The organism is Taibaiella soli (assembly GCF_003236175.1).
Lineage (GTDB): Bacteria > Bacteroidota > Bacteroidia > Chitinophagales > Chitinophagaceae > QKTW01.
Map to the genome: position 1 here is coordinate 12,741 of NZ_QKTW01000017.1, position 18,018 is coordinate 30,758.

Here is an 18,018-nt window from a genome sequence, read left to right on the forward strand (position 1 = left end):
ACAGATAAAAAAGGGAAAGCGTTTGCTTTCCCTTTCAGTTTTTTTAAAATATTCTATTACAACGGCTAAAAATTACCCATTTACCAGCTTTCCGATCTTAGCCTGCGCAATCGGGTGATAATTTTCTTTATAGCGGGCAAACAGCTCTTTAGCCATTTTCTCTTTACCGGAGTGCATCATTGCGCCATAAAGTGGCTCCAGGAATTTCTGACGACCTACTTTGCTCAGAAACTGCTCCATTGCCGGATAAGCAGGTGTATAATTAGCATGTACGGCAGCTACAAACCACAGATCAGCAATTTCACTATTACCGGTTTGTGTAAAATGGAACGCTTTATCTAATGCGGCCATCTGCTCAACGGTCAGCGTTTCAGGCATTTTACGCAGGAAATGCTGCCATTCGTGTGATGTCCAGTTCTTTGTATTTTCCAGTTTCTCCGGCGCAGTACCATTCAGGAAAGCGGTACGCGCAGAATCCACTTTATGGAAACGTTCCATATCGGCACGAGGAGCATTGGCAGGAATACCCGGACCATAAACCCAGGCATTGATATCTAATTTTTTCTCCAATGCAGAATCTCCTTTGATCAGGTTTTCATGCAAATAAGCTAAAAACTGTTCGGTTGTAATGGAATGAAACGCATGTTCATCAAAATACTTTTTCAGGAATGCATCGAATTTTTCACGACCTACATTTTGCTCAATCAATTCCAGGAATAAAGAACCTTTTTCGTAAGGAATATCAGAAAGACCATCATCCGGATCACGGCCCTTCAAATCAAGTTTCAACCAGGTATCACGCGGATCTTTCGCATCGGCAATTTCTTTTTCCAGATCCTGATAACCGAGTTCCCAAAGCATGTCTACATAACTTTTATCAGTCATTGCTTCGGTAATACGACGTTCAAAATAAACGGTAAAACCTTCGTTCATCCAGATATCATCCCAGGTTGCGTTGGTTACCAGATTACCGCTCCAGTTGTGCGCCAGCTCATGTGCAATGAGATTTACTAGGGAACGGTCGCCTGCAATAATTGTCGGTGTTGCAAAAGTCAGCTTCGGATTTTCCATACCACCAATCGGGAAGCCCGGAGGCAGAATCAATACATCATAGCGACCCCAACGGTAAGGACCATATAATTTTTCGGCAGTAGTAACCATTTTGCCCATGTCGGCCAGTTCCCAGGCTGCCTTATCGATCATGGTTGGTTCTGCATAAACACCAGTGCGGTCATCAATCTTTTTAAACTTGATATCACCTACCGCCAGCGCCATCAGATAAGCAGGTACCGGTTTGTCCATTTTGAAATGATAGATACCGCTGTCGTTCAGCTGCTGCGGATTCTCCGCACTCATCAGTGCCAACAGTTCTTTTGGCACCGCTACACGTGCATCATACGTAAAGCGGATACCCGGACCATCAGCGCAAGGCACCCAGGTACGCGCATGAATCGCTTCTGACTGCGTATATAGGAACGGATATTTTTTACTGTCGGTCTGCTGTGGTTTCAGCCATTGCAGCGCATCGGCATTCTTTCCGGTTTTATAATAAACGGTAACATTCTTCGTATTTTCTTCGATCGGAATGTGCAATGCACCACCCATGTAGTCTTTCGTACTATCGAGCGTATGGTTTACCTTCTTGCCATCGGCAAGTACACTGTCGATGCTCAGATCGTACGTATCGAGACGCAGCTCTTTTTGCTTATTCTTATTGTCGATCGTCCAGTTGGCACTACCCTCTATCTGCTTTTTATCAAAATCAACTTTGATATCAAGATACAGATGCTCCAACGTTACGCTATCAGCATTCGACCAGCTGTGACTGTCTTTAATCACAGCAACGGTTGTATCGTTTTTGGTGTTTTCCTGCACAGGTTTCGGATTGTTGTTACACGCAGCAAACAAAACCGCCGAAGCCGCCAGTGCCGCAAAATGGTTTTTATTCATTTTCTTATTTGATCCAGCTTTTAAAAGAAGGGTGAATTTAAATCATTTTAAGCTGAAAGCATAAAGCTGATGCCCAGCGCTAAAAGCTCAAAGCCCCCACATAGTTACTCGATTGTGTTTGTAAACCTTAAACCGGCAGCTTTAGGCTTTAAGCATTGAGTTTTTTGACTTTTTGAATTTTACAGCTCGTCTTCGGCACGCTTCACTGCATTCCAGTTACTTTTACTATAGCTATCCCATACCAGCCACAACGCAATTCCCGACAGTATCATAAATAATGGCTTCAGCATCCAGAACTTGATAGCCAGATAATGACCGAGGCCAAACAACCCGATAATAGCAAAGGCACCAAAAACCCGCAATGTCCGACCCGCGCTGTTACTCAGTTGCTCTACTGTAGAAAACGGCAATGTGCGCGATCCCATCAGCATCAGTATTAAGGAAAACAGCGTCACATTCATCAAGCCCAATAACAGATCGCTAATCGCGGGAACGCCCCAGATTGCTAAAATGAAAATAGAAATAGCCACAAAAAACGGCAGATAAAATTTCAGCCACATCGCCTTAAATGCACCACCCATAATCCTTCCCGGTGTTTCTACCGGCAACGCTCTATAAATCCACGACGCTTTGTACTGATCGGAAATCGATACATAATTCAATGCCTGTATCATAGTAAATGAAGACATGTAAATCAGCAGCAGGTGAAATTTCCGGTCCACCATCACTTGCAGGACGTTGGTTTCAGAGCGAGAATTGAACAGCAAGTACACAAAATAAATAGGCACATACGCAAACGACGGGTACACCTTCATCTTAAACGAACGGCTCCTTGATGTCTGTAACCAGGCCAGCATAAATCCGGCACGCGCTTCATCGTTTTTATTAACCAGATAAGCCAGTTTCTTGTAAAAACCTTCACGCCTTTGCCGCTTCACTTTCGCAGCATGAACTTCTACCGCATCCAGTCCGCCGAGATTACGGGCAAACTGCGGCGCCAACCATTTTACCGTCGCATAAATACAGAAAGCCGGAAACACAATTGCCAGTATACTCAACCAGGTACTGCCTGCCATTCCTGTTCCGGGAAAAATCCAGGTCCAGCAGGAAGCCAGCCAATACGAAGGAAAATAACGGATCCATGAATAATGCTCCTGTGTCATACCTGTTATAGCAGCACTTTTCATCACCTGCGGCAACAGATAGTAACTCGCAAAAAGCAGAATGGAAACACCAATCTGAAAATAATTGATTACTTCTTTAAACCGCTCCGGCTTTGCTACTTTCAGCAACAACAAATAAAAACCATTCACAGCAAACAAAGCCATAAACACCATCAACAGCAACGGCACCACGAAGAATAAGCCCGCAGGCCAACCGTAAGCAATCGACAAATAAACCCAGCCCGGCAAAGACATCGGCACCAGTATCCGGAACAGATAAATGAAAATATGGAGTACCCGCGACAGGAATAACGTCTGATCATTAATGGGCCGCGGCAGCAACACCGTCTTATCACGCGTATCTATGAGTACGTTGGAGAAATCTGTGATCAGCAGAAAGCTGAGCATAAACAGAAACAAAGAATAATATGCCCAAAGCGAAAAGACCAGGTCTTTCATTGATACCAGCGGCATCATATAAACGAAACCTGTTACCAGTGAGAGGAAAGCATTCAGCCAGATGCTGTTCTTCTGTTCCTTTTTCTGTCTGCGCGCACGACCAAACGCCAGCGGTTTCCGGTCATCCTGCATCAGTTTTACCTGCAGTAATGCTTCTAACTGCGGGATATCCGCACCCATGTTTTTATAGACCCCGGACGGTAGCATCGCCAGTTTCAGCAATAATTTATTCATCACTTATCCGTTGTCTTTATTTTGTAATGCCGTAGCAATAGCGTCAGCTCTGTCTTGCAAATCTTCGGTAGAGGTCAGCTTCGCAAAAATCTGTTCAAGTGAATCATTGGTATTCGCACGCAATTCGGCAATAGTACCATTGGCAATAATATTACCTTTATCAATGAGCATAATGCGGTCAGAAACCTTCTCTACCACATCCATCATATGCGAACAATAAAAAATAGTCTTGCCTTCCTGCTTCAATACCTGCAACAATTCTTTCACCATAATCACAGCATTCGCATCCAGACCAGAAAGCGGTTCATCTAAAATAACGATAGAAGGATTGTGCAGCAGACCCGATGTAAGCAGCACCTTCTGGCGCATCCCTTTCGAAAAACTATCCATCCGCTGATCCATATTACTTCCAAGCCCAAAAGAATCCAGCATTTTTTGTGCACGTGCTGCAATTACATCTTCCGGCAAATGATACAGACGACCAATAAAACTCAGGTATTCGCGCGGCGTCAGCAGATCATACAATTCTGCCAGCTCCGGCACGTAACCAGTCATCCGTTTTACTTCCAGCACATTCGCCCGCAACTCCTTTCCTGCAACCGTCACTTCGCCTGAATAGTCATCAATAATACCGGTAAGAATTTTTACCGTAGTGGATTTACCCGCGCCATTCGGACCAATATAACCGATGATCTGACCGGGAAATATTTCGAGGTTGATATTATTTAAAACAGTCTTGTCCCCGTAGCTTTTAGAAAGATTACGGATCGTAATAATTGGTTCCATCTACTAAAGATAATAAATACACCCCTAGCCCCTAAAGGGGATTTACAGCGGGAATTATTTCCTTTTGCAACCAGCATTATTACTCCGGTTGAGCCTGAGTTGCGTCGCACATTGCAGCGATAGTGCTACTATTACATCAATGTGGCGAATGGGTTTAAGTGATAATATGTTTGCTCCTGATTTTTTATTTCATTTTGGCTGCACTCGTGTTTGTCACCCTGACGAAGGAAGGGGCCCGCGTAGTGTGTGCCTATATTGTTGCGGGATCCCTCTTGCATCGGGATGACAGTGGAATTATACACTCGCGTTTGTCACCCTGACGAAGGAAGGGTCCCGCGTAGTGTGTGCCTATATTATTGCGGGATCCCTCTTGCATCGGGATGACAGTGAAATTATACACTCGCGTTTGTCACCCTGACGAAGGAAGGGTCCCGCGTAGTGTGTGCCTATATTATTACAGGATCCCTCCGTTGTCGGGATGACAGTGGAATTATACACTCGCGTTTGTCACCCTGACGAAGGAAGGGTCCCGCGTAGTGTCTGAACTTAAAATACGCGGAATGGCAACAAGCGCATTAAACACTCGCACCAGAAATTCTTTTCCTCAAGGAATTACAGAAAGCCTAATTCTTCAGCAGCTTAAACGCGTGCGTCCATTGATTCTGCGTTAAACCAGGAATACACCACAGCATACAAAGTGGCTCAATAGCCCGTGCCGCTGTGGCACGACCCATATCCGCAGTTTCCCAGCCAAAAAGATCAAGGATACGCGTTACCTGTTGCTTTGCGGATTCATTATTACCACAAATAAACATCGTAGGCGTTCCGTCTTTAAAAGACGGATTCACCATAAAAGCGTTGCCAACTGTATTAAATGCTTTTACAAAATGAATAGCCGGAAACCGGTTTTGGAGTATCTCCATCAGCGATTCATCCAGACGCGTAAAGAAACGCAACACGCCATCTTCCGGTGGCATATCGTCAATCGGATTTGTAGTATCAATTACAATTTTACCTTCCAGATGCTGCGGGCCAATCTGCTCTATGACACCCGTTGCCGAACCGCCCTGCACTGCCAGCACAATCATGTCACCAAATTTGGCTGCTTCTTCAAAACTGCCCACATGCGCTTTTGCGCCACCCTCTTCTTTCCAGTCGCTCAATTTGGCAAGATCGCGCGAACTCAACATCACTTCATGTCCGTGTTTCAGAAAGCCTCTCCCCAATGCATGTGCCACTGCCCCCGATCCAAGAATGCCTACTTTAGTCATAACGGTAATTTTAATATGAAAGTAGATGAAAAAGTCAAAACCGAAAAGACAAAACTCAAATCCTGAAATTAGAGATGATAATACGATCAAAACTGATTGAAATACAATTGAGAAAGGAAGCGAATAAAAGTCTGCGATGAAAGATATATAAATAACGACACCTGCTATCAAGTATACGGTGGCTGATATACAAATGACGGAGCCAACTATACACTTGACAGAGGCAAGTATACAAATGACGAAGGCAAATACACAAATGACGAAGGCAAATACACAAATAACGGAGACAACTATACAACTGACAAAGGAAAGTATACAAATGACGAAGGCAAATACACAAACGACGGAGCCAACTATACAGTTGACGGAAGCAAGTATACAAACAACGAAGGCAAATACACAAGTGACAGAGGCAAGTATATAAATGACGAAGCGAACTATACAATTGACAGAGCGATCCACCTGCACATCACCATTCGGGTCTTTGACGTTTGACGTTTAGCCTTTTACGACCTTAAACGAAAAAAGCCACCCTGGACAGGGTGACTTTTACTAAAGCGTTTTTTTGATAGATGGAAACTAAATTATTTGTTTGCTCTAAAAACAATAATTTATCAAATCTAACTTTAATTGAAATAGCATTTTATCACCATTTTTTAGGATTTTTGCAGCAGACAAAAGCATAAAAAAAGCTCCGGAAGAATCCGGAGCTACCACCATAATGAAAACTATTACTGCTTTAGGTATTGCTACCCGTTTCATATTAGTGCTACCCAAACAAAGGTTATAATGAGGTATTAAATTGTTCTCTTTTACTAACGCAAACATATTCTATCCGGCCTATCTGTGCTCTCACCCTTTTCTGTACATTTTATCCCCAATTTTTGCTATTTCTTCTAGCCGATAGCTTGAATATTTTGTCGGCGAACCACAATTAGTCCCAATGCCCAGTTTCAACGCCCTTGTACTCGATGATCATAAAATGTTTGTGGAAAGCTTCGCGGAACTCCTCAAAAAAGTCGCATCGTTTACTGCTATAGACCTCAGTTACACGGTAACGAATGCCAAAGAGCTCCTGCAGAAGAAGAAATATGACTATCTCTTTATGGATCTTATGATTCCGGGAGATGATCCGTCACAGTTTATAGCACATTGCAGAACCCAGTTTTCGCAGATCAACATTATCGTCATCAGCTCCACTTCTGATCCTGTTCTGATTAAAAGATTACTAGGCCTCGGTATCGATGCATTCGTATCAAAAACAACAGGAAGTGAAGAATTGAAAATGGCAATTGAACGTACCTGGGCCGGCGAAAAATATATCAGTACTGACATGTCCACGCGACTGGCTTCGGTTTCTTTCATAGAAAGTAAAGTGCACCTGACGAAAAAAGAACTGGAAGTGATGCGCAATGTGGCACAAGGATATACTATTGCAGAAATGGCCAAATTAATGCACCTCAGCCCACATACCGTTATTTCACATCGCCGTGCTATCATGCAGAAACTGGGTCTTCGCTCAGCCACTGAGATAGTACGTTATGCTTATGAAAATAAGATATGTTGAGTGTGACTATATAGGAGAAATATTCCATAATATATTTGCCGCATATTGAGAACTGTATTCATTATTCTGCTGTCCACATTATTTGTAACCAAAGCCTTATCTCAATCCATATCAGATGCAGGCTTCCGGTCGCTTTCCCATGCGCAGCAGGAGGATACGGCAAGTACGTGTATCCAGCGCTATATGCAAAGCGGCGTACCATCTTCGGAACTGGTACGATCCATACATATTATCAAGGATGTATACCGCAGTCAGGTTTCGGCTAGCGAAACCGAGCTACCCTCAACGGTTGTATTAGGTAAATACCGCCAGCTGGGCGATATCTATTCACTCAATGGATTTGTGAACATTGACAGCGGACTGTATTTCTACGACCGTGCGCTGAAAGTAGCACAAGACCTTAAATACAGCCGGGACATTGTCTTAATTCAGATCTTTCGCTCCAGCCTGCTGAATCAAAATCCGAAAACATTGCCCGAAGCGATGTCATCTTTACTATCTGCAGTAAAAATTGCCGAGTCGCAAAACGATGAGTATATACAGGCATTACTGTACAGCAGCATAGGCTGTTTGATGGGCGATACCTACGATACCACTTCCCTCACTGCTTACTACTGCCTGAAAGGCGCTTACCTGTTTTATAAGCTGAAACAGATGAATGAGTTTAACCTTTCAGTACTCGCTTACATCTCTTCGCTCAACAATGTTTATTCGCAGTATAACATGCCGTCAGTACTGCGGCGTGCTGATTCGCTATCAACGGCACTCCGGCATTTTGATGCGTCTATCAACTTTTTACCGGGGGCAGAGTTCTATGTCAATGCCGGTTATCTCGCGCTTAATAAACGGGACACAGCAGCCCTGATCCGTTATGCAGACAGCGCTGAAATGGTGAATGAACAAGGCCTGCAGATTTTCTCGCTGCATAAAAGAGCTATCCTCATCAAGTTATTTTCTTTGCATTATGATAAGAAATATGAGGATTTCGTAAAGCTGCTTCATTCTTCATTGATCGCGCAGGACACAATGCTCAGCGGTTCTGATCAGTTGAGTTTATATGATATTACAGGTAAAACATTTGCAGCGTTACACCAGTACGACAGTGCCTATCATTATACGCAGCGGTACAATGAACTGAGGGATTCGCTGCAGTTCGACGCTTACAAGGCAAAACTTTATGTGATTACTACGCAGTATAATCTTAATCAGAAACAGGTAGAAATTGATCAGCTGGAAAGAGCTGATAAAGAACATACGATCATTATGCTTATCGTTTCGATAAGCTTGCTGGCTGTCATTTTACTTTCATTTATCTACATGAGAATCCGCTCCGCGAAACTGCAGGAGAAAATACATGCACTGCATCATTCTACCCGCCACCAGATTATAGAACTTCAGGAAAAAGCACGCATCGCTAAAGACGAAGAAAGAAAACGCCTGGGACTGGAACTGCACGACGATCTTGCGGCTACGCTTGCCGCGTTAAAGTATAAGACCGAACTGATGGTGATGAATTCCAACGATCCGGTGCAGAAAAAACAACTACATGATATCGCAGAGCGGCTCAACCGCGCCTATGATATCACGAGGGGGAAATCGCATGAATGGTATAAGCCATCGGCATTTGATGTAGTAGATGCGAGCTTTCCCGCACGTGTAAACAGTATTTTGCAGGAAACGCTGCCCAATACTTATCAGACGGAGATCACTATTGATGACTATTCATTGCAGAATATCCTGTTGCAACACAAAATTTACCTGTTGCTGATTATCCAGGAATGCGTGACGAATATCCTGAAACATGCGAAAGCGCACAAAGTAGAAATTCTGCTTTACGGTGATAATGAAAATGTCATCCTTTCTATCAATGATGATGGCAAAGGCATGGACACGAAAAATATCAATCGTTCAGGTATCGGTCTTAAATCTATTCAGCAGTTTGTAAGAGAAATGCTGGGCGCCTTCAACATTTCCAGTAAGCCCGGTGAAGGAACTTGTATCAATATTATTATTCCATCGGGAGATTCGTTTCTCTAAATATGGCCTGTGTTTCCACGGGATTAAAAAAGTTATTGAACCACTCGCCATGTCACTTCGACGACAGGAGAAGTCTCGCTAAATGCGTGTACTCACAATACCCGGGATCCCTCTTTCATCGGGATGACGAGCCAACTATATCCATTGCCGCATCAAATCCTTTCGATCTCATCGCATTTAATGCATCGTTGAACAACGCAATGCCGTAATAAAACTGTCCTTCGGCTTTAGTAATATCAAATCTTCCTTCTTGCGCCAAACGTCCGATGTCTGCAGAAGTAAATTGCAGCGACTCCGGATATTGTGCCGTCAACTCTTCAATGACAGCTGCGGATAATTGAAACATGAGTGTGGCATAAATAAGACGACAAATCTGACGCATCAAAAAGAAACGTGCATAACGATAATCATCCATCGTATCACCAAAATATGCCGCCAGCAAAGCGCGTTCCAGTTTAAAAACACTGGCAAATGAAATAGCTGCTATCGCCAGATCCACATAACGGTCATTTGCAAACGCAGCATCCCAATCAATAATGCGGATACGCTCTCCGTCAAATAAAATATTATTCGGATTAAGATCATTGTGGCTGGAAACCTTGTCCGTATCATGCCATGGATAAACCTCTTTTATCCGGTCATAATAAGTAAATGCTTCTTCAAAGGCCGCACCGGTCAACACATTTGAGGCCTTAAACTGCGCTATAAAACCATCTGCCATCGCACGCATGTCATTTGTTTTTTCAAAGACAGGCATACCATGCAGCTTCCGAATCAGCTTACCAAGTTCCGATGCAAGTTCCGCCGGATCAGTGAAGGACTCACGTATCGGCTTTGCTTCGATAAATTCATAAATACTGACCCCTTCTGTATGATCCGCGTAAAATACTTTTGGTGCTATACCAGCTGCAGCAGCAATACTTGTTGTTGCATAAATATCGGCAACACCTGGCGCATCCAGTTTCAGTACATATGGAATAGCTGCTACCATAATTTTATAAACACCAGCACCAGAAAGACCGCCTTTAAGCAAAATGATATCGCTTGCATCCTGACCGAAAGTGTTTTTTATAGCATTCGTTACAAAAGCTACCCTTTCGGCGGGAATAATATTGTTCAGTTGTGTTGTTTCCATAATTCTGTATTTATCAGCCAACCAAAATATCAGTCAGCGGTTTCAGACTTTTAGCGTTATCGTTAGAAATAATATCGCGGGCTGTAGCATTGGCAGTCACCAATGCATCTTCAAAAAGCGTTTTTCCGGTTTCTGTAAGCACTGCGTAAGTTACACGGGCATCTCTTGCATGCGATTCGCGGGCTACCAGCCCTATTTTCTCCAATGGAGCCAGCATACGCGTAACTGCCGAAGCCGTCAATCCCGTTTGCTCCGCCAGATCAATGCGCCGTAATTTACCTGCCGGCGTCTGATACAGCAAATACAACAATGCAAAATCACTAAATCCGATACCATGCGTACTAAGCCGGTCGAATTTCCGGGAAATAATCACCTGCGCTTTTGCGAGGTTCAATAATAACTTCAAAGAGTTATTCGCAACAATTGACATATACTTGAGTAATCAATGAGTTTGCAAATGTATTACATTGATGGAAGAATACAAATAAATAGAACAGGCGGATGACATTAAGCCATCCGCCTGTTCTATTCGTATCGAAATTTAATCCGTCAATATTTAAGACTGCAGCCCAAACATCGACATCATCTTATCCAGATTTCCAGTTGCGTGCATCCAGGCAGTTTGCTCCAAAGTCATTGCGGTTGTTTCCGAAGCACGATGCAACATTTGTTTTTCGTAGGCAGAAATTGCATCATGAACATTCATGAAAGATTCATTCAGCAAACATTGTGAAAGTTCCAGCGCATCGAGCATCGCCATGTTTACGCCCTCACCGGCATATGGCGGCATCAGGTGAGCAGCATCGCCGATCATGGTAAGATTTGGCAAAGTTTCCCATTGTTGATCCAAAGGCATATAATACAACGGCCGGGGAATGAAAACAGCATTGGCAGTACTGATCATATGTGCCCATATTGGATCCCAACCCGGAAATGCTCCCTCAAACCACGACAGAACATGTTCGTTATTTGACCAATCAATTTCGCTATCCTTCGTCCAGGATTCAGCTGCATTAAAACCGCAATAAAATGCCAGACTGCCATCGCCTTTTGAACTTACAATAATTGTTTTGTCATCGCCGAGGGCAAATATCTTTCCACCGTTCAGCAAAGTGTGCATTTCGGGCACATTTTCTGCAGCATCATAAACTGCGCCTTCCAACGCTGTAACACCGGAGTATACAGGCTTAATCGGCGTGATGTACGGGCGAATCTTCGAATTGGCACCATCGGCACCAATTACGATGTCTGCATAGTATTTGTTACCGTTCTTGAATTCAATATCAAACCCCGTTCCATTTTTGTGCAATGCTGCAAATTGACTGTTCCAGACAACAGTATCTGGTTTCAAAGAATCCAGTAATATTTCACGCAGCGGACCTCTGTCAATTTCAGGACGTGCTTCATCATAGTTTTTACCTGCGTCGTCATCATGTAAAATTGCAGCGCCCTTATCCACCACACGCATTTTATCCGCACCTGGGCGATAATTGGCTACAAATGCATCCATCAGGCCTGCAGCACGTATAGCCGCCAAACCGGATTCTTCATGCAAGTCTAAAGTGGCACCTTGCACACGCGCGCTGCGGTTTACATCACGTTCGTATACTTTTACGATTGCACCATTCATCTGCAACAGACGGGCAAGTGTAAGTCCGCCAGGACCACCGCCCACAATAGCAATAGTTTTGTTTTGAATTGTATTCATTATTTACTTTTTATGATTGTTTTAATAAGCCTGAGATCACCGCTTCACAGGTATCACGCAGTACTTTATCTGTAATGATCTGTTTCGGACGATCAAGGTGTTCGAAATATTCGTTCATGAGATCGTAAAACGGTGCAAACAATAACGCCCGCTGCACTTCAAAAGGAAGGCTCTTTACAATACCATTCTTCACCTGCATTTTCAGGAAGCGATGAATCGGCGCAAAGAACTGACCTTGTTGAATATTCCTTTCTGCGTAAGCTTTATTCAGCAAGGGAGAAGTCTTTCCGTATTGCATCAGGGAAAAAGCGTAGCGATTGTTCTTCATGTATTGAAACCCGTTTTGCCAAAGTTTCTTTATCCCTTCGGCAAATTCCATTCCTTCATCAAAACCGGTCAAAATTGCTTTTTCATAAGCGCCCAACACCTCATCAATAAACAACTTGATCAACAGATCTTCTTTGTTTTCGTACTTGAGATAAATCGTACGTGGCGAAATATTGGCCGCCTGTGCCAGCTTCTGCATGCTAAGATTTTCCAATCCTTCTTCAGAAATTATCTGCAATGCTATATTGACAATTGCTTCTTCTTTTACTACACTTTTCGGCCGCATAAAGTTTCTGTTTTGATATGTTTGGTAGCACAAAAGTAAGTAAACATTCATTTACTTATGTCAATAGAAAGTTAAATGGGCATATTTACCATATCAACACCAGGAGATGGACTAAGTAAGATGTGCCACTATTACGCGGGATCCCTATTTCGTACCATTGACACATTTAAAATTGAGTTCAATTTCAAGGCTCTTAGTTTGGCAGCACAGCAGCAATGAAGCTCAATCGAGCGACCGTCTAAGCCACGGAGTGATCTGGCTTAGACTGCCCTTTTTTGCCTACTTTTTTTGGCATAAAAAAAGTAGGAGAAGAATGATTCGAAGGTTGCTAGGGTTGCTAGGGCTACTATCGCCTAATCAAGGTGTCATTCCCTTTTGATTGCGGGCACCGAATAATTAGTCGGGACTACAAACGCAAGTGATGAGTCTCAGTTAGAAACCTACAAACAAAACCGCTAGTAGCGCCAGGATAGCAGGTAAAGCCTGAACAAAAAAGATAGTGCGTGAAGCGGTAAAGCAACCATAAATACCCGCAACAATAACGCAGGAAAGGAAAAACACAGCCACATTATGTGACCAAACGGGATCACCAATACATAATGACCAGATAAGACCTGCAGCAAGAAATCCGTTATACAAACCCTGATTCGCTACTAATGTCCTGGTCTTTTCAAACATTTCATCGGGCATGGCGCCCTTAAATGCTTTCTTGCCTTTGGTAGTCCAGGCAAACATCTCCAGCCAGAGAATATATAGATGCTCTAGCGCAACGAAAGCAATCAGCAAAATGGGAATGTATTTCATGAGCGGTTAGATGTTCGTCCATGAAATTAACGAAGAAGTCAGGATTTTCTGACAGCTTTCTTTTGCTCCGTCAATTTCGTGCCGTCCCAGAGCAAGGTCTTTGTCGACTTTGTTGTTTTAAAAATGGGCTCACCGTGTTTATCATTCCTATCCGTGGCCTCCTCTGTTTGCTCCTTAAACAAAACGACATTGGGCTTACCGCCCTTCTCCGCAGGGAAAATTAGTTTTTCTTCATGATAATAAACACCAGCATCGCCTACACTCATGGTTTCGTACAGGGGAATGATTTGTTTATTGCGATAGCCGTAATGGTAAGTATTTGTTGGCACGCCACAAGCTTCTCCACCAAAAGACAACGACAGAATATCGTCGACATTTTTCAATCCTTTACCTTCGGAAATAATTGCAGTAGGATAAGTCGCATGTTCTATAAGGCGCTTAAAAGAAACCACGCGTTCCACACCTTTAAATACTTTAATCTCCAGCGACATCATACGTATCGTGTCCCTCATTGATTGTTTCGGATCATCTTTAAAAACAATAGTCGTGTCTTTATAAAAAATCCGGCTGATGCCGCAAACAAACTTCATATCATCTTTGTACAGGGGAGCCAAAGCCAGTAATCCCGACCAGATATAACCTTCTGCCACCTGATTATTCTTCGTATATCGAACTTTCAGCCAGGGCGCTTCTATGCCACGAATCGTCTGATTTTTCTCTGTCGTCTCTAAAATCCAGACCCTGTGTGATGCCAATAACGTATCTATTAATTTACTGCTGGTGGAAGGTGCATTTCTAATATAAGCAGTATCTGAAAAAACAAAAGTATCATGGTTGTTTTCAAAATAACCAAGTTGTGCATGGGTATATGTGACAAGAAAAACTAAGGATAGCAGTAGTAAGGGGGACTTCATTGGCGCAAATATAATTTAAGTAAAAAATCAAAAGCTAAAATCGTCGTACAGAAGAACACTGCGCAACAGGCATAAAAAAGAGACGCTCCGATTGGAACGTCTCTAAATATTTATACGAATTGAAATGCAATGTTCTATCCTTCCACGCCAAGATCGTTTTCACCGTTTTGTCTTGTTGCCGGCGGTGGTGGTGGGACTGGCGCTGGTGTTGGTGTTGGCGCCTTCGGAGCTTCCGCTGCGGGCGGCTCTGGCTGATGTTGGCTCAGCTGCAATACTATTGGCTGCTGCTGACGGCCCTGTTGGGAACTTTCAATAAAGTTGCTGTAGGTGCCGTATTGCGTCATGATCTGATAGCCCGTTTGACTGAGACCAATTTTACCGGCATTGCCAAAACCAACAATCGGATTCACGAAACCAGAATTGATCAGTACATCCCAAACACGTTCCTGCTCCTTGCGGCTCATCTTTATTTTAAACGGTTCAAATATCTCCTTCTCCAGGCTCAGTGCATTTTTATCAGAGTTTTCGAAAAGCATTTTTAAAACGAGATCAAAAATATTCCGGTCGGTTGCCAGGTGGTTGTGCATGAGTTCAGGGTATTTTTTGCTAATCGCGTCCTGCGCCTTTTGTTTCTTGCTAATTCTCAAATGTTTTTTCATAAAGTCTATTTTACGTTATAATAACAATGACGGCATCGGGGCTCGTATATATCTTTTTCTCCTAACAATATCTTGCCACCGTCGGAATTCTTTCTAAATGAATAACTTGCAATGTCGCCACACTGTACACAGATGGCGTGTAATTTGGTAATATAATCCGCGCGGGCCAGCAGATCAGGAATCGGACCAAAAGGCTGTCCTTTGAAATCCATATCAAGGCCGGCAACAATTACGCGGCTCCCGGTAGCGGCAAGATGTTCTACCACATTGGGCAATTCGTTGTCGAGAAACTGTGCTTCATCAATTCCTACTACATCTACGCCGGAGGCGAGCAATAAAATATTCTGCGAACTATCAACCGGTGTGGAACGTATTCGCGAGGCATCATGCGATACTACATCGGTTTCATCATAACGCACATCAATCGCCGGTTTAAAAATCTCTACCGTTTGATGAGCGATCTGCGCCCTTTTCATGCGCCGGATCAGCTCCTCCGTTTTACCGGAAAACATTGACCCGCATATTACTTCAATCCATCCTTTTCTTATCGACGATCTCTGTGGTTCAATAAACATCTACCAGTAATTATACCCAAGTGTAAAAATAGGGAAATGGACTCGTGATTGTGTCGGTATTTTGCCATAGTTTTCCCGCTATTTTCCCCATAACTGCAAGCTATTAACAGATGAAATCTTCGTATTTGTTATTTATTTTTAGCATATAGCAAAAAGGTGCTTCTACATTCTTAATTTTATTTATAAACAGACGGTTATGGAACGCATTAATGCCACGTTGCAAAGGATAAAGGATCTTTACGAACAGAAAAACACGAAAACGACGATTGATATTGACCTGATGCTCGATTTTACGCGAGTACTCTATGCCGATCTGCTGGAATGGCGCAAAACGGTAATGCCGGCCATTATTCATGACCCGTCGCTGGCGGAAATTACCATAGCGATGGATAAAGCACATTCCGAACTGGCAAAAGCCATGTCACACGCGCCTTCTATTGACTTAGGCGTGAATGTGCAATATTTCGACTCAGACGATAAAAACAAAACGACGGCCACAAGGAAAACGCCACCTGCACAAAGCGCACCTCAAAAACCGCCTGTGCCGCCAGCTCCGCCAAAACAAGAACAAAAACCGGAACCTCCGAAACCAGAACCTAAATACGAAGCACCGCAACCTGAGCCAATTGTCTATTCTGTTACGCCGGAACCTGCGCCGAGTCAGGCTCCGATTCCACCGGCCGCAGATATTCGCAGACAAATAGGCATCAATGATAAATATCTTTTTATCAGCGAGCTTTTCGGGAACGATAAGGAAGCATACGAGACAGTAATCACAGAACTAAATAGCTTCGACAGTCTTTCAGAAGCGCAAGATTGGCTCAAAGCTGCCGTACATCAGCAATTCAGATGGAATGAAGATTCTGACACCGTGCAGATGTTTTACACCATACTGATGCAGTTCTTCGCGACAAGATAACTGGTAATTTTTTGCGTAGCGCCGGCGTTTTCCTTCACATACTGCGCCGCCGCTTTTGACGCATTGGTGTAAGCATCCGGTTCAGTTTCCCAATAGCGGATGCAGTTAACTAATTGCTCCGGCGATTCTATTTCGAACCCGCCACCACATGCCACGAGTGCAATGGCTTCGAGAAATTGATGATAAACGGGACCGTACAAACAAGGCATTCCATATACAGCAGGTTCCAAAACATTGTGTACGCCTGCTTTTCCGAAGCCGCCGCCAATCCAGGCAATGTCTCCGCAACGATACAATTGCAGCAATAAACCCACTGTATCGATAATGACCACGCGTTTGTTCGCCCAGTCGGTCTCATCACTCCATTTACCGGCCACATCGCCCCAGAGTTTTTCCAGGTCATAAATATGCGCTTCGTGCACTTCATGCGGCACCAGAATCAATTTCCAGTTTTCCGGTAGCTGCGCAAATGCTTTGTGCAAAAGGCGTTCGTCATCCGGCCAGGTACTCCCTGCCACTAATATCTTATGCTGATTGCAAAATGCACGGATTTTTGGCAAGTCTTTCACAGGCTGATCTAAAGCCTCAATTACACGGTCAAAACGAGTATCTCCGGAAACGGTAACTGAGTCGTAGCCGATCTTTTGAAGTAACCGTTGTGAAGCACTATTCTGAACAAAAATATGCGTAAAGGCAAACAACATCCGGCGCTGCAACTGGCCATACCATTTAAAAAATCCCTGATTGTCGCGGAATATCGCAGAAACTAATAACAAAGGAATATCGCGATTTCCTATTGCAGAAAGGAAATAATACCAGAAATCATACTTTACAAATAAGCAGAGCTTCGGCTGCACATACTCTAAAAATAACCGTGCATTACGCGCGCTATCGGTTGGCAGGTAAAAAACATAATCTGCACCTTCATAATTTTTCCGCACCTCATATCCCGAAGGAGAAAAGAAAGTGAGCACAAAAGCAAATTGAGGATAATCTTTGCGCAGTTGTTCCAACACCGGCCTGCCCTGCTCAAATTCGCCCAATGACGCACAGTGCATCCAGATACGCGGACGACGCTCATTGATCAATGCATATTTGATCTGCGGCAGCAAGCCTTTGCGGCCTTTTACAAACAGTTTTGCCTTCGGATGAAACAACGCGGCTATCCGCAATACCAGCAGGTACAGATTGATGCCGAGCCAATAGAGCACGATACCCATAATG

General features: G+C 43.6%; 17 protein-coding genes. 4 read left to right on the forward strand and 13 right to left on the reverse strand.

Annotated features, from left to right (window positions below; all coding sequences use genetic code 11):
- Window positions 1–72: 72 nt before the first annotated feature.
- The 4 genes from DN068_RS11560 to DN068_RS11575 form a co-directional block, all read right to left on the reverse strand.
- Entirely contained in the window at window positions 73–1,950 is a 1,878-nt protein-coding gene (locus DN068_RS11560; protein ID WP_110999085.1) for a M1 family metallopeptidase, read from the reverse strand.
- 179 nt (window positions 1,951–2,129) lie between these two features.
- Window positions 2,130–3,806 (reverse strand): hypothetical protein, encoded by a 1,677-nt coding sequence (locus DN068_RS11565; protein ID WP_110999086.1) that lies wholly within the window; start codon window positions 3,804–3,806, stop codon window positions 2,130–2,132.
- A 3-nt stretch (window positions 3,807–3,809) separates the two neighbouring features.
- Complete coding sequence (locus DN068_RS11570; RefSeq protein WP_110999087.1) at window positions 3,810–4,592, reverse strand: ABC transporter ATP-binding protein; 783 nt, start codon at window positions 4,590–4,592, stop codon at window positions 3,810–3,812.
- Between the two features lie 623 nt (window positions 4,593–5,215).
- Window positions 5,216–5,863: an NADPH-dependent F420 reductase gene (locus DN068_RS11575; RefSeq protein ID WP_110999088.1), complete on the reverse strand. Its 648-nt coding sequence runs from the start codon at window positions 5,861–5,863 to the stop codon at window positions 5,216–5,218.
- Window positions 5,864–6,041: 178 nt separating this feature from the next.
- On the opposite strand from DN068_RS11575, the gene DN068_RS11580 reads away from it, so the two are divergent.
- The 3 genes from DN068_RS11580 to DN068_RS11590 all read left to right on the forward strand — a co-directional run bounded on the left by DN068_RS11580 (window position 6,042) and on the right by DN068_RS11590 (window position 9,467).
- Window positions 6,042–6,287: a hypothetical protein gene (locus DN068_RS11580; protein WP_123985321.1), complete on the forward strand. Its 246-nt coding sequence runs from the start codon at window positions 6,042–6,044 to the stop codon at window positions 6,285–6,287.
- 519 nt (window positions 6,288–6,806) lie between these two features.
- Entirely contained in the window at window positions 6,807–7,430 is a 624-nt protein-coding gene (locus tag DN068_RS11585) for a response regulator transcription factor (RefSeq protein WP_110999090.1), read from the forward strand.
- A 45-nt stretch (window positions 7,431–7,475) separates the two neighbouring features.
- Window positions 7,476–9,467, forward strand: a complete 1,992-nt coding sequence (locus tag DN068_RS11590; protein WP_110999091.1) for a sensor histidine kinase — start codon at window positions 7,476–7,478, stop codon at window positions 9,465–9,467.
- Window positions 9,468–9,582: 115 nt separating this feature from the next.
- Here DN068_RS11590 and DN068_RS11595 read toward each other — a convergent pair whose 3' ends face one another.
- The 8 genes from DN068_RS11595 to DN068_RS11630 all read right to left on the reverse strand — a co-directional run bounded on the left by DN068_RS11595 (window position 9,583) and on the right by DN068_RS11630 (window position 15,875).
- Window positions 9,583–10,602, reverse strand: coding sequence for a choline/ethanolamine kinase family protein (locus DN068_RS11595; protein WP_110999092.1), 1,020 nt, complete (start codon window positions 10,600–10,602; stop codon window positions 9,583–9,585).
- 13 nt (window positions 10,603–10,615) lie between these two features.
- Window positions 10,616–11,008 (reverse strand): MarR family winged helix-turn-helix transcriptional regulator, encoded by a 393-nt coding sequence (locus DN068_RS11600; RefSeq protein WP_207798915.1) that lies wholly within the window; start codon window positions 11,006–11,008, stop codon window positions 10,616–10,618.
- A gap of 150 nt (window positions 11,009–11,158) precedes the next feature.
- Window positions 11,159–12,310: an FAD-dependent oxidoreductase gene (locus DN068_RS11605; RefSeq protein WP_110999094.1), complete on the reverse strand. Its 1,152-nt coding sequence runs from the start codon at window positions 12,308–12,310 to the stop codon at window positions 11,159–11,161.
- Window positions 12,311–12,320: 10 nt separating this feature from the next.
- A complete protein-coding gene (locus DN068_RS11610) occupies window positions 12,321–12,923 on the reverse strand; it encodes a TetR/AcrR family transcriptional regulator (protein ID WP_110999095.1) in 603 nt (200 codons plus the stop codon).
- A gap of 432 nt (window positions 12,924–13,355) precedes the next feature.
- Window positions 13,356–13,727, reverse strand: a complete 372-nt coding sequence (locus DN068_RS11615) for a DUF1304 domain-containing protein (protein ID WP_110999096.1) — start codon at window positions 13,725–13,727, stop codon at window positions 13,356–13,358.
- A gap of 38 nt (window positions 13,728–13,765) precedes the next feature.
- Window positions 13,766–14,641: an SH3 domain-containing protein gene (locus DN068_RS11620; RefSeq protein ID WP_110999097.1), complete on the reverse strand. Its 876-nt coding sequence runs from the start codon at window positions 14,639–14,641 to the stop codon at window positions 13,766–13,768.
- A gap of 134 nt (window positions 14,642–14,775) precedes the next feature.
- Complete coding sequence (locus tag DN068_RS11625; RefSeq protein ID WP_110999098.1) at window positions 14,776–15,300, reverse strand: hypothetical protein; 525 nt, start codon at window positions 15,298–15,300, stop codon at window positions 14,776–14,778.
- 5 nt (window positions 15,301–15,305) lie between these two features.
- Complete coding sequence (locus DN068_RS11630) at window positions 15,306–15,875, reverse strand: thymidine kinase (RefSeq protein ID WP_110999099.1); 570 nt, start codon at window positions 15,873–15,875, stop codon at window positions 15,306–15,308.
- Between the two features lie 196 nt (window positions 15,876–16,071).
- Between DN068_RS11630 and DN068_RS22275 the strand changes: the two genes are divergently transcribed.
- Window positions 16,072–16,794: a hypothetical protein gene (locus DN068_RS22275; RefSeq protein WP_207798917.1), complete on the forward strand. Its 723-nt coding sequence runs from the start codon at window positions 16,072–16,074 to the stop codon at window positions 16,792–16,794.
- On the opposite strand, the gene DN068_RS11640 is transcribed toward DN068_RS22275, so the two are convergent.
- Entirely contained in the window at window positions 16,758–18,014 is a 1,257-nt protein-coding gene (locus tag DN068_RS11640) for a 3-deoxy-D-manno-octulosonic acid transferase (protein WP_110999100.1), read from the reverse strand. The two genes, DN068_RS22275 and DN068_RS11640, sit on opposite strands and share 37 nt — an antisense overlap.
- Between the last annotated feature and the right edge of the window lie 4 nt (window positions 18,015–18,018).

What these genes read in the sequence shown, in the direction of transcription:
- DN068_RS11630 (WP_110999099.1), bottom strand. Translation starts at nt 15,875, where the DNA reads ATGTTTATTGAACCACAGAGATCGTCGATAAGAAAAGGATGGATTGAA.
- DN068_RS11560 (WP_110999085.1), bottom strand. Translation starts at nt 1,950, where the DNA reads ATGAATAAAAACCATTTTGCGGCACTGGCGGCTTCGGCGGTTTTGTTT.
- DN068_RS11615 (WP_110999096.1), bottom strand. Translation starts at nt 13,727, where the DNA reads ATGAAATACATTCCCATTTTGCTGATTGCTTTCGTTGCGCTAGAGCAT.
- DN068_RS22275 (WP_207798917.1), top strand. Translation starts at nt 16,072, where the DNA reads ATGGAACGCATTAATGCCACGTTGCAAAGGATAAAGGATCTTTACGAA.
- DN068_RS11605 (WP_110999094.1), bottom strand. Translation starts at nt 12,310, where the DNA reads ATGAATACAATTCAAAACAAAACTATTGCTATTGTGGGCGGTGGTCCT.
- DN068_RS11595 (WP_110999092.1), bottom strand. Translation starts at nt 10,602, where the DNA reads ATGGAAACAACACAACTGAACAATATTATTCCCGCCGAAAGGGTAGCT.
- DN068_RS11575 (WP_110999088.1), bottom strand. Translation starts at nt 5,863, where the DNA reads ATGACTAAAGTAGGCATTCTTGGATCGGGGGCAGTGGCACATGCATTG.
- DN068_RS11625 (WP_110999098.1), bottom strand. Translation starts at nt 15,300, where the DNA reads ATGAAAAAACATTTGAGAATTAGCAAGAAACAAAAGGCGCAGGACGCG.
- DN068_RS11640 (WP_110999100.1), bottom strand. Translation starts at nt 18,014, where the DNA reads ATGGGTATCGTGCTCTATTGGCTCGGCATCAATCTGTACCTGCTGGTA.
- DN068_RS11610 (WP_110999095.1), bottom strand. Translation starts at nt 12,923, where the DNA reads ATGCGGCCGAAAAGTGTAGTAAAAGAAGAAGCAATTGTCAATATAGCA.
- DN068_RS11565 (WP_110999086.1), bottom strand. Translation starts at nt 3,806, where the DNA reads ATGAATAAATTATTGCTGAAACTGGCGATGCTACCGTCCGGGGTCTAT.
- DN068_RS11570 (WP_110999087.1), bottom strand. Translation starts at nt 4,592, where the DNA reads ATGGAACCAATTATTACGATCCGTAATCTTTCTAAAAGCTACGGGGAC.
- DN068_RS11620 (WP_110999097.1), bottom strand. Translation starts at nt 14,641, where the DNA reads ATGAAGTCCCCCTTACTACTGCTATCCTTAGTTTTTCTTGTCACATAT.
- DN068_RS11585 (WP_110999090.1), top strand. Translation starts at nt 6,807, where the DNA reads ATGCCCAGTTTCAACGCCCTTGTACTCGATGATCATAAAATGTTTGTG.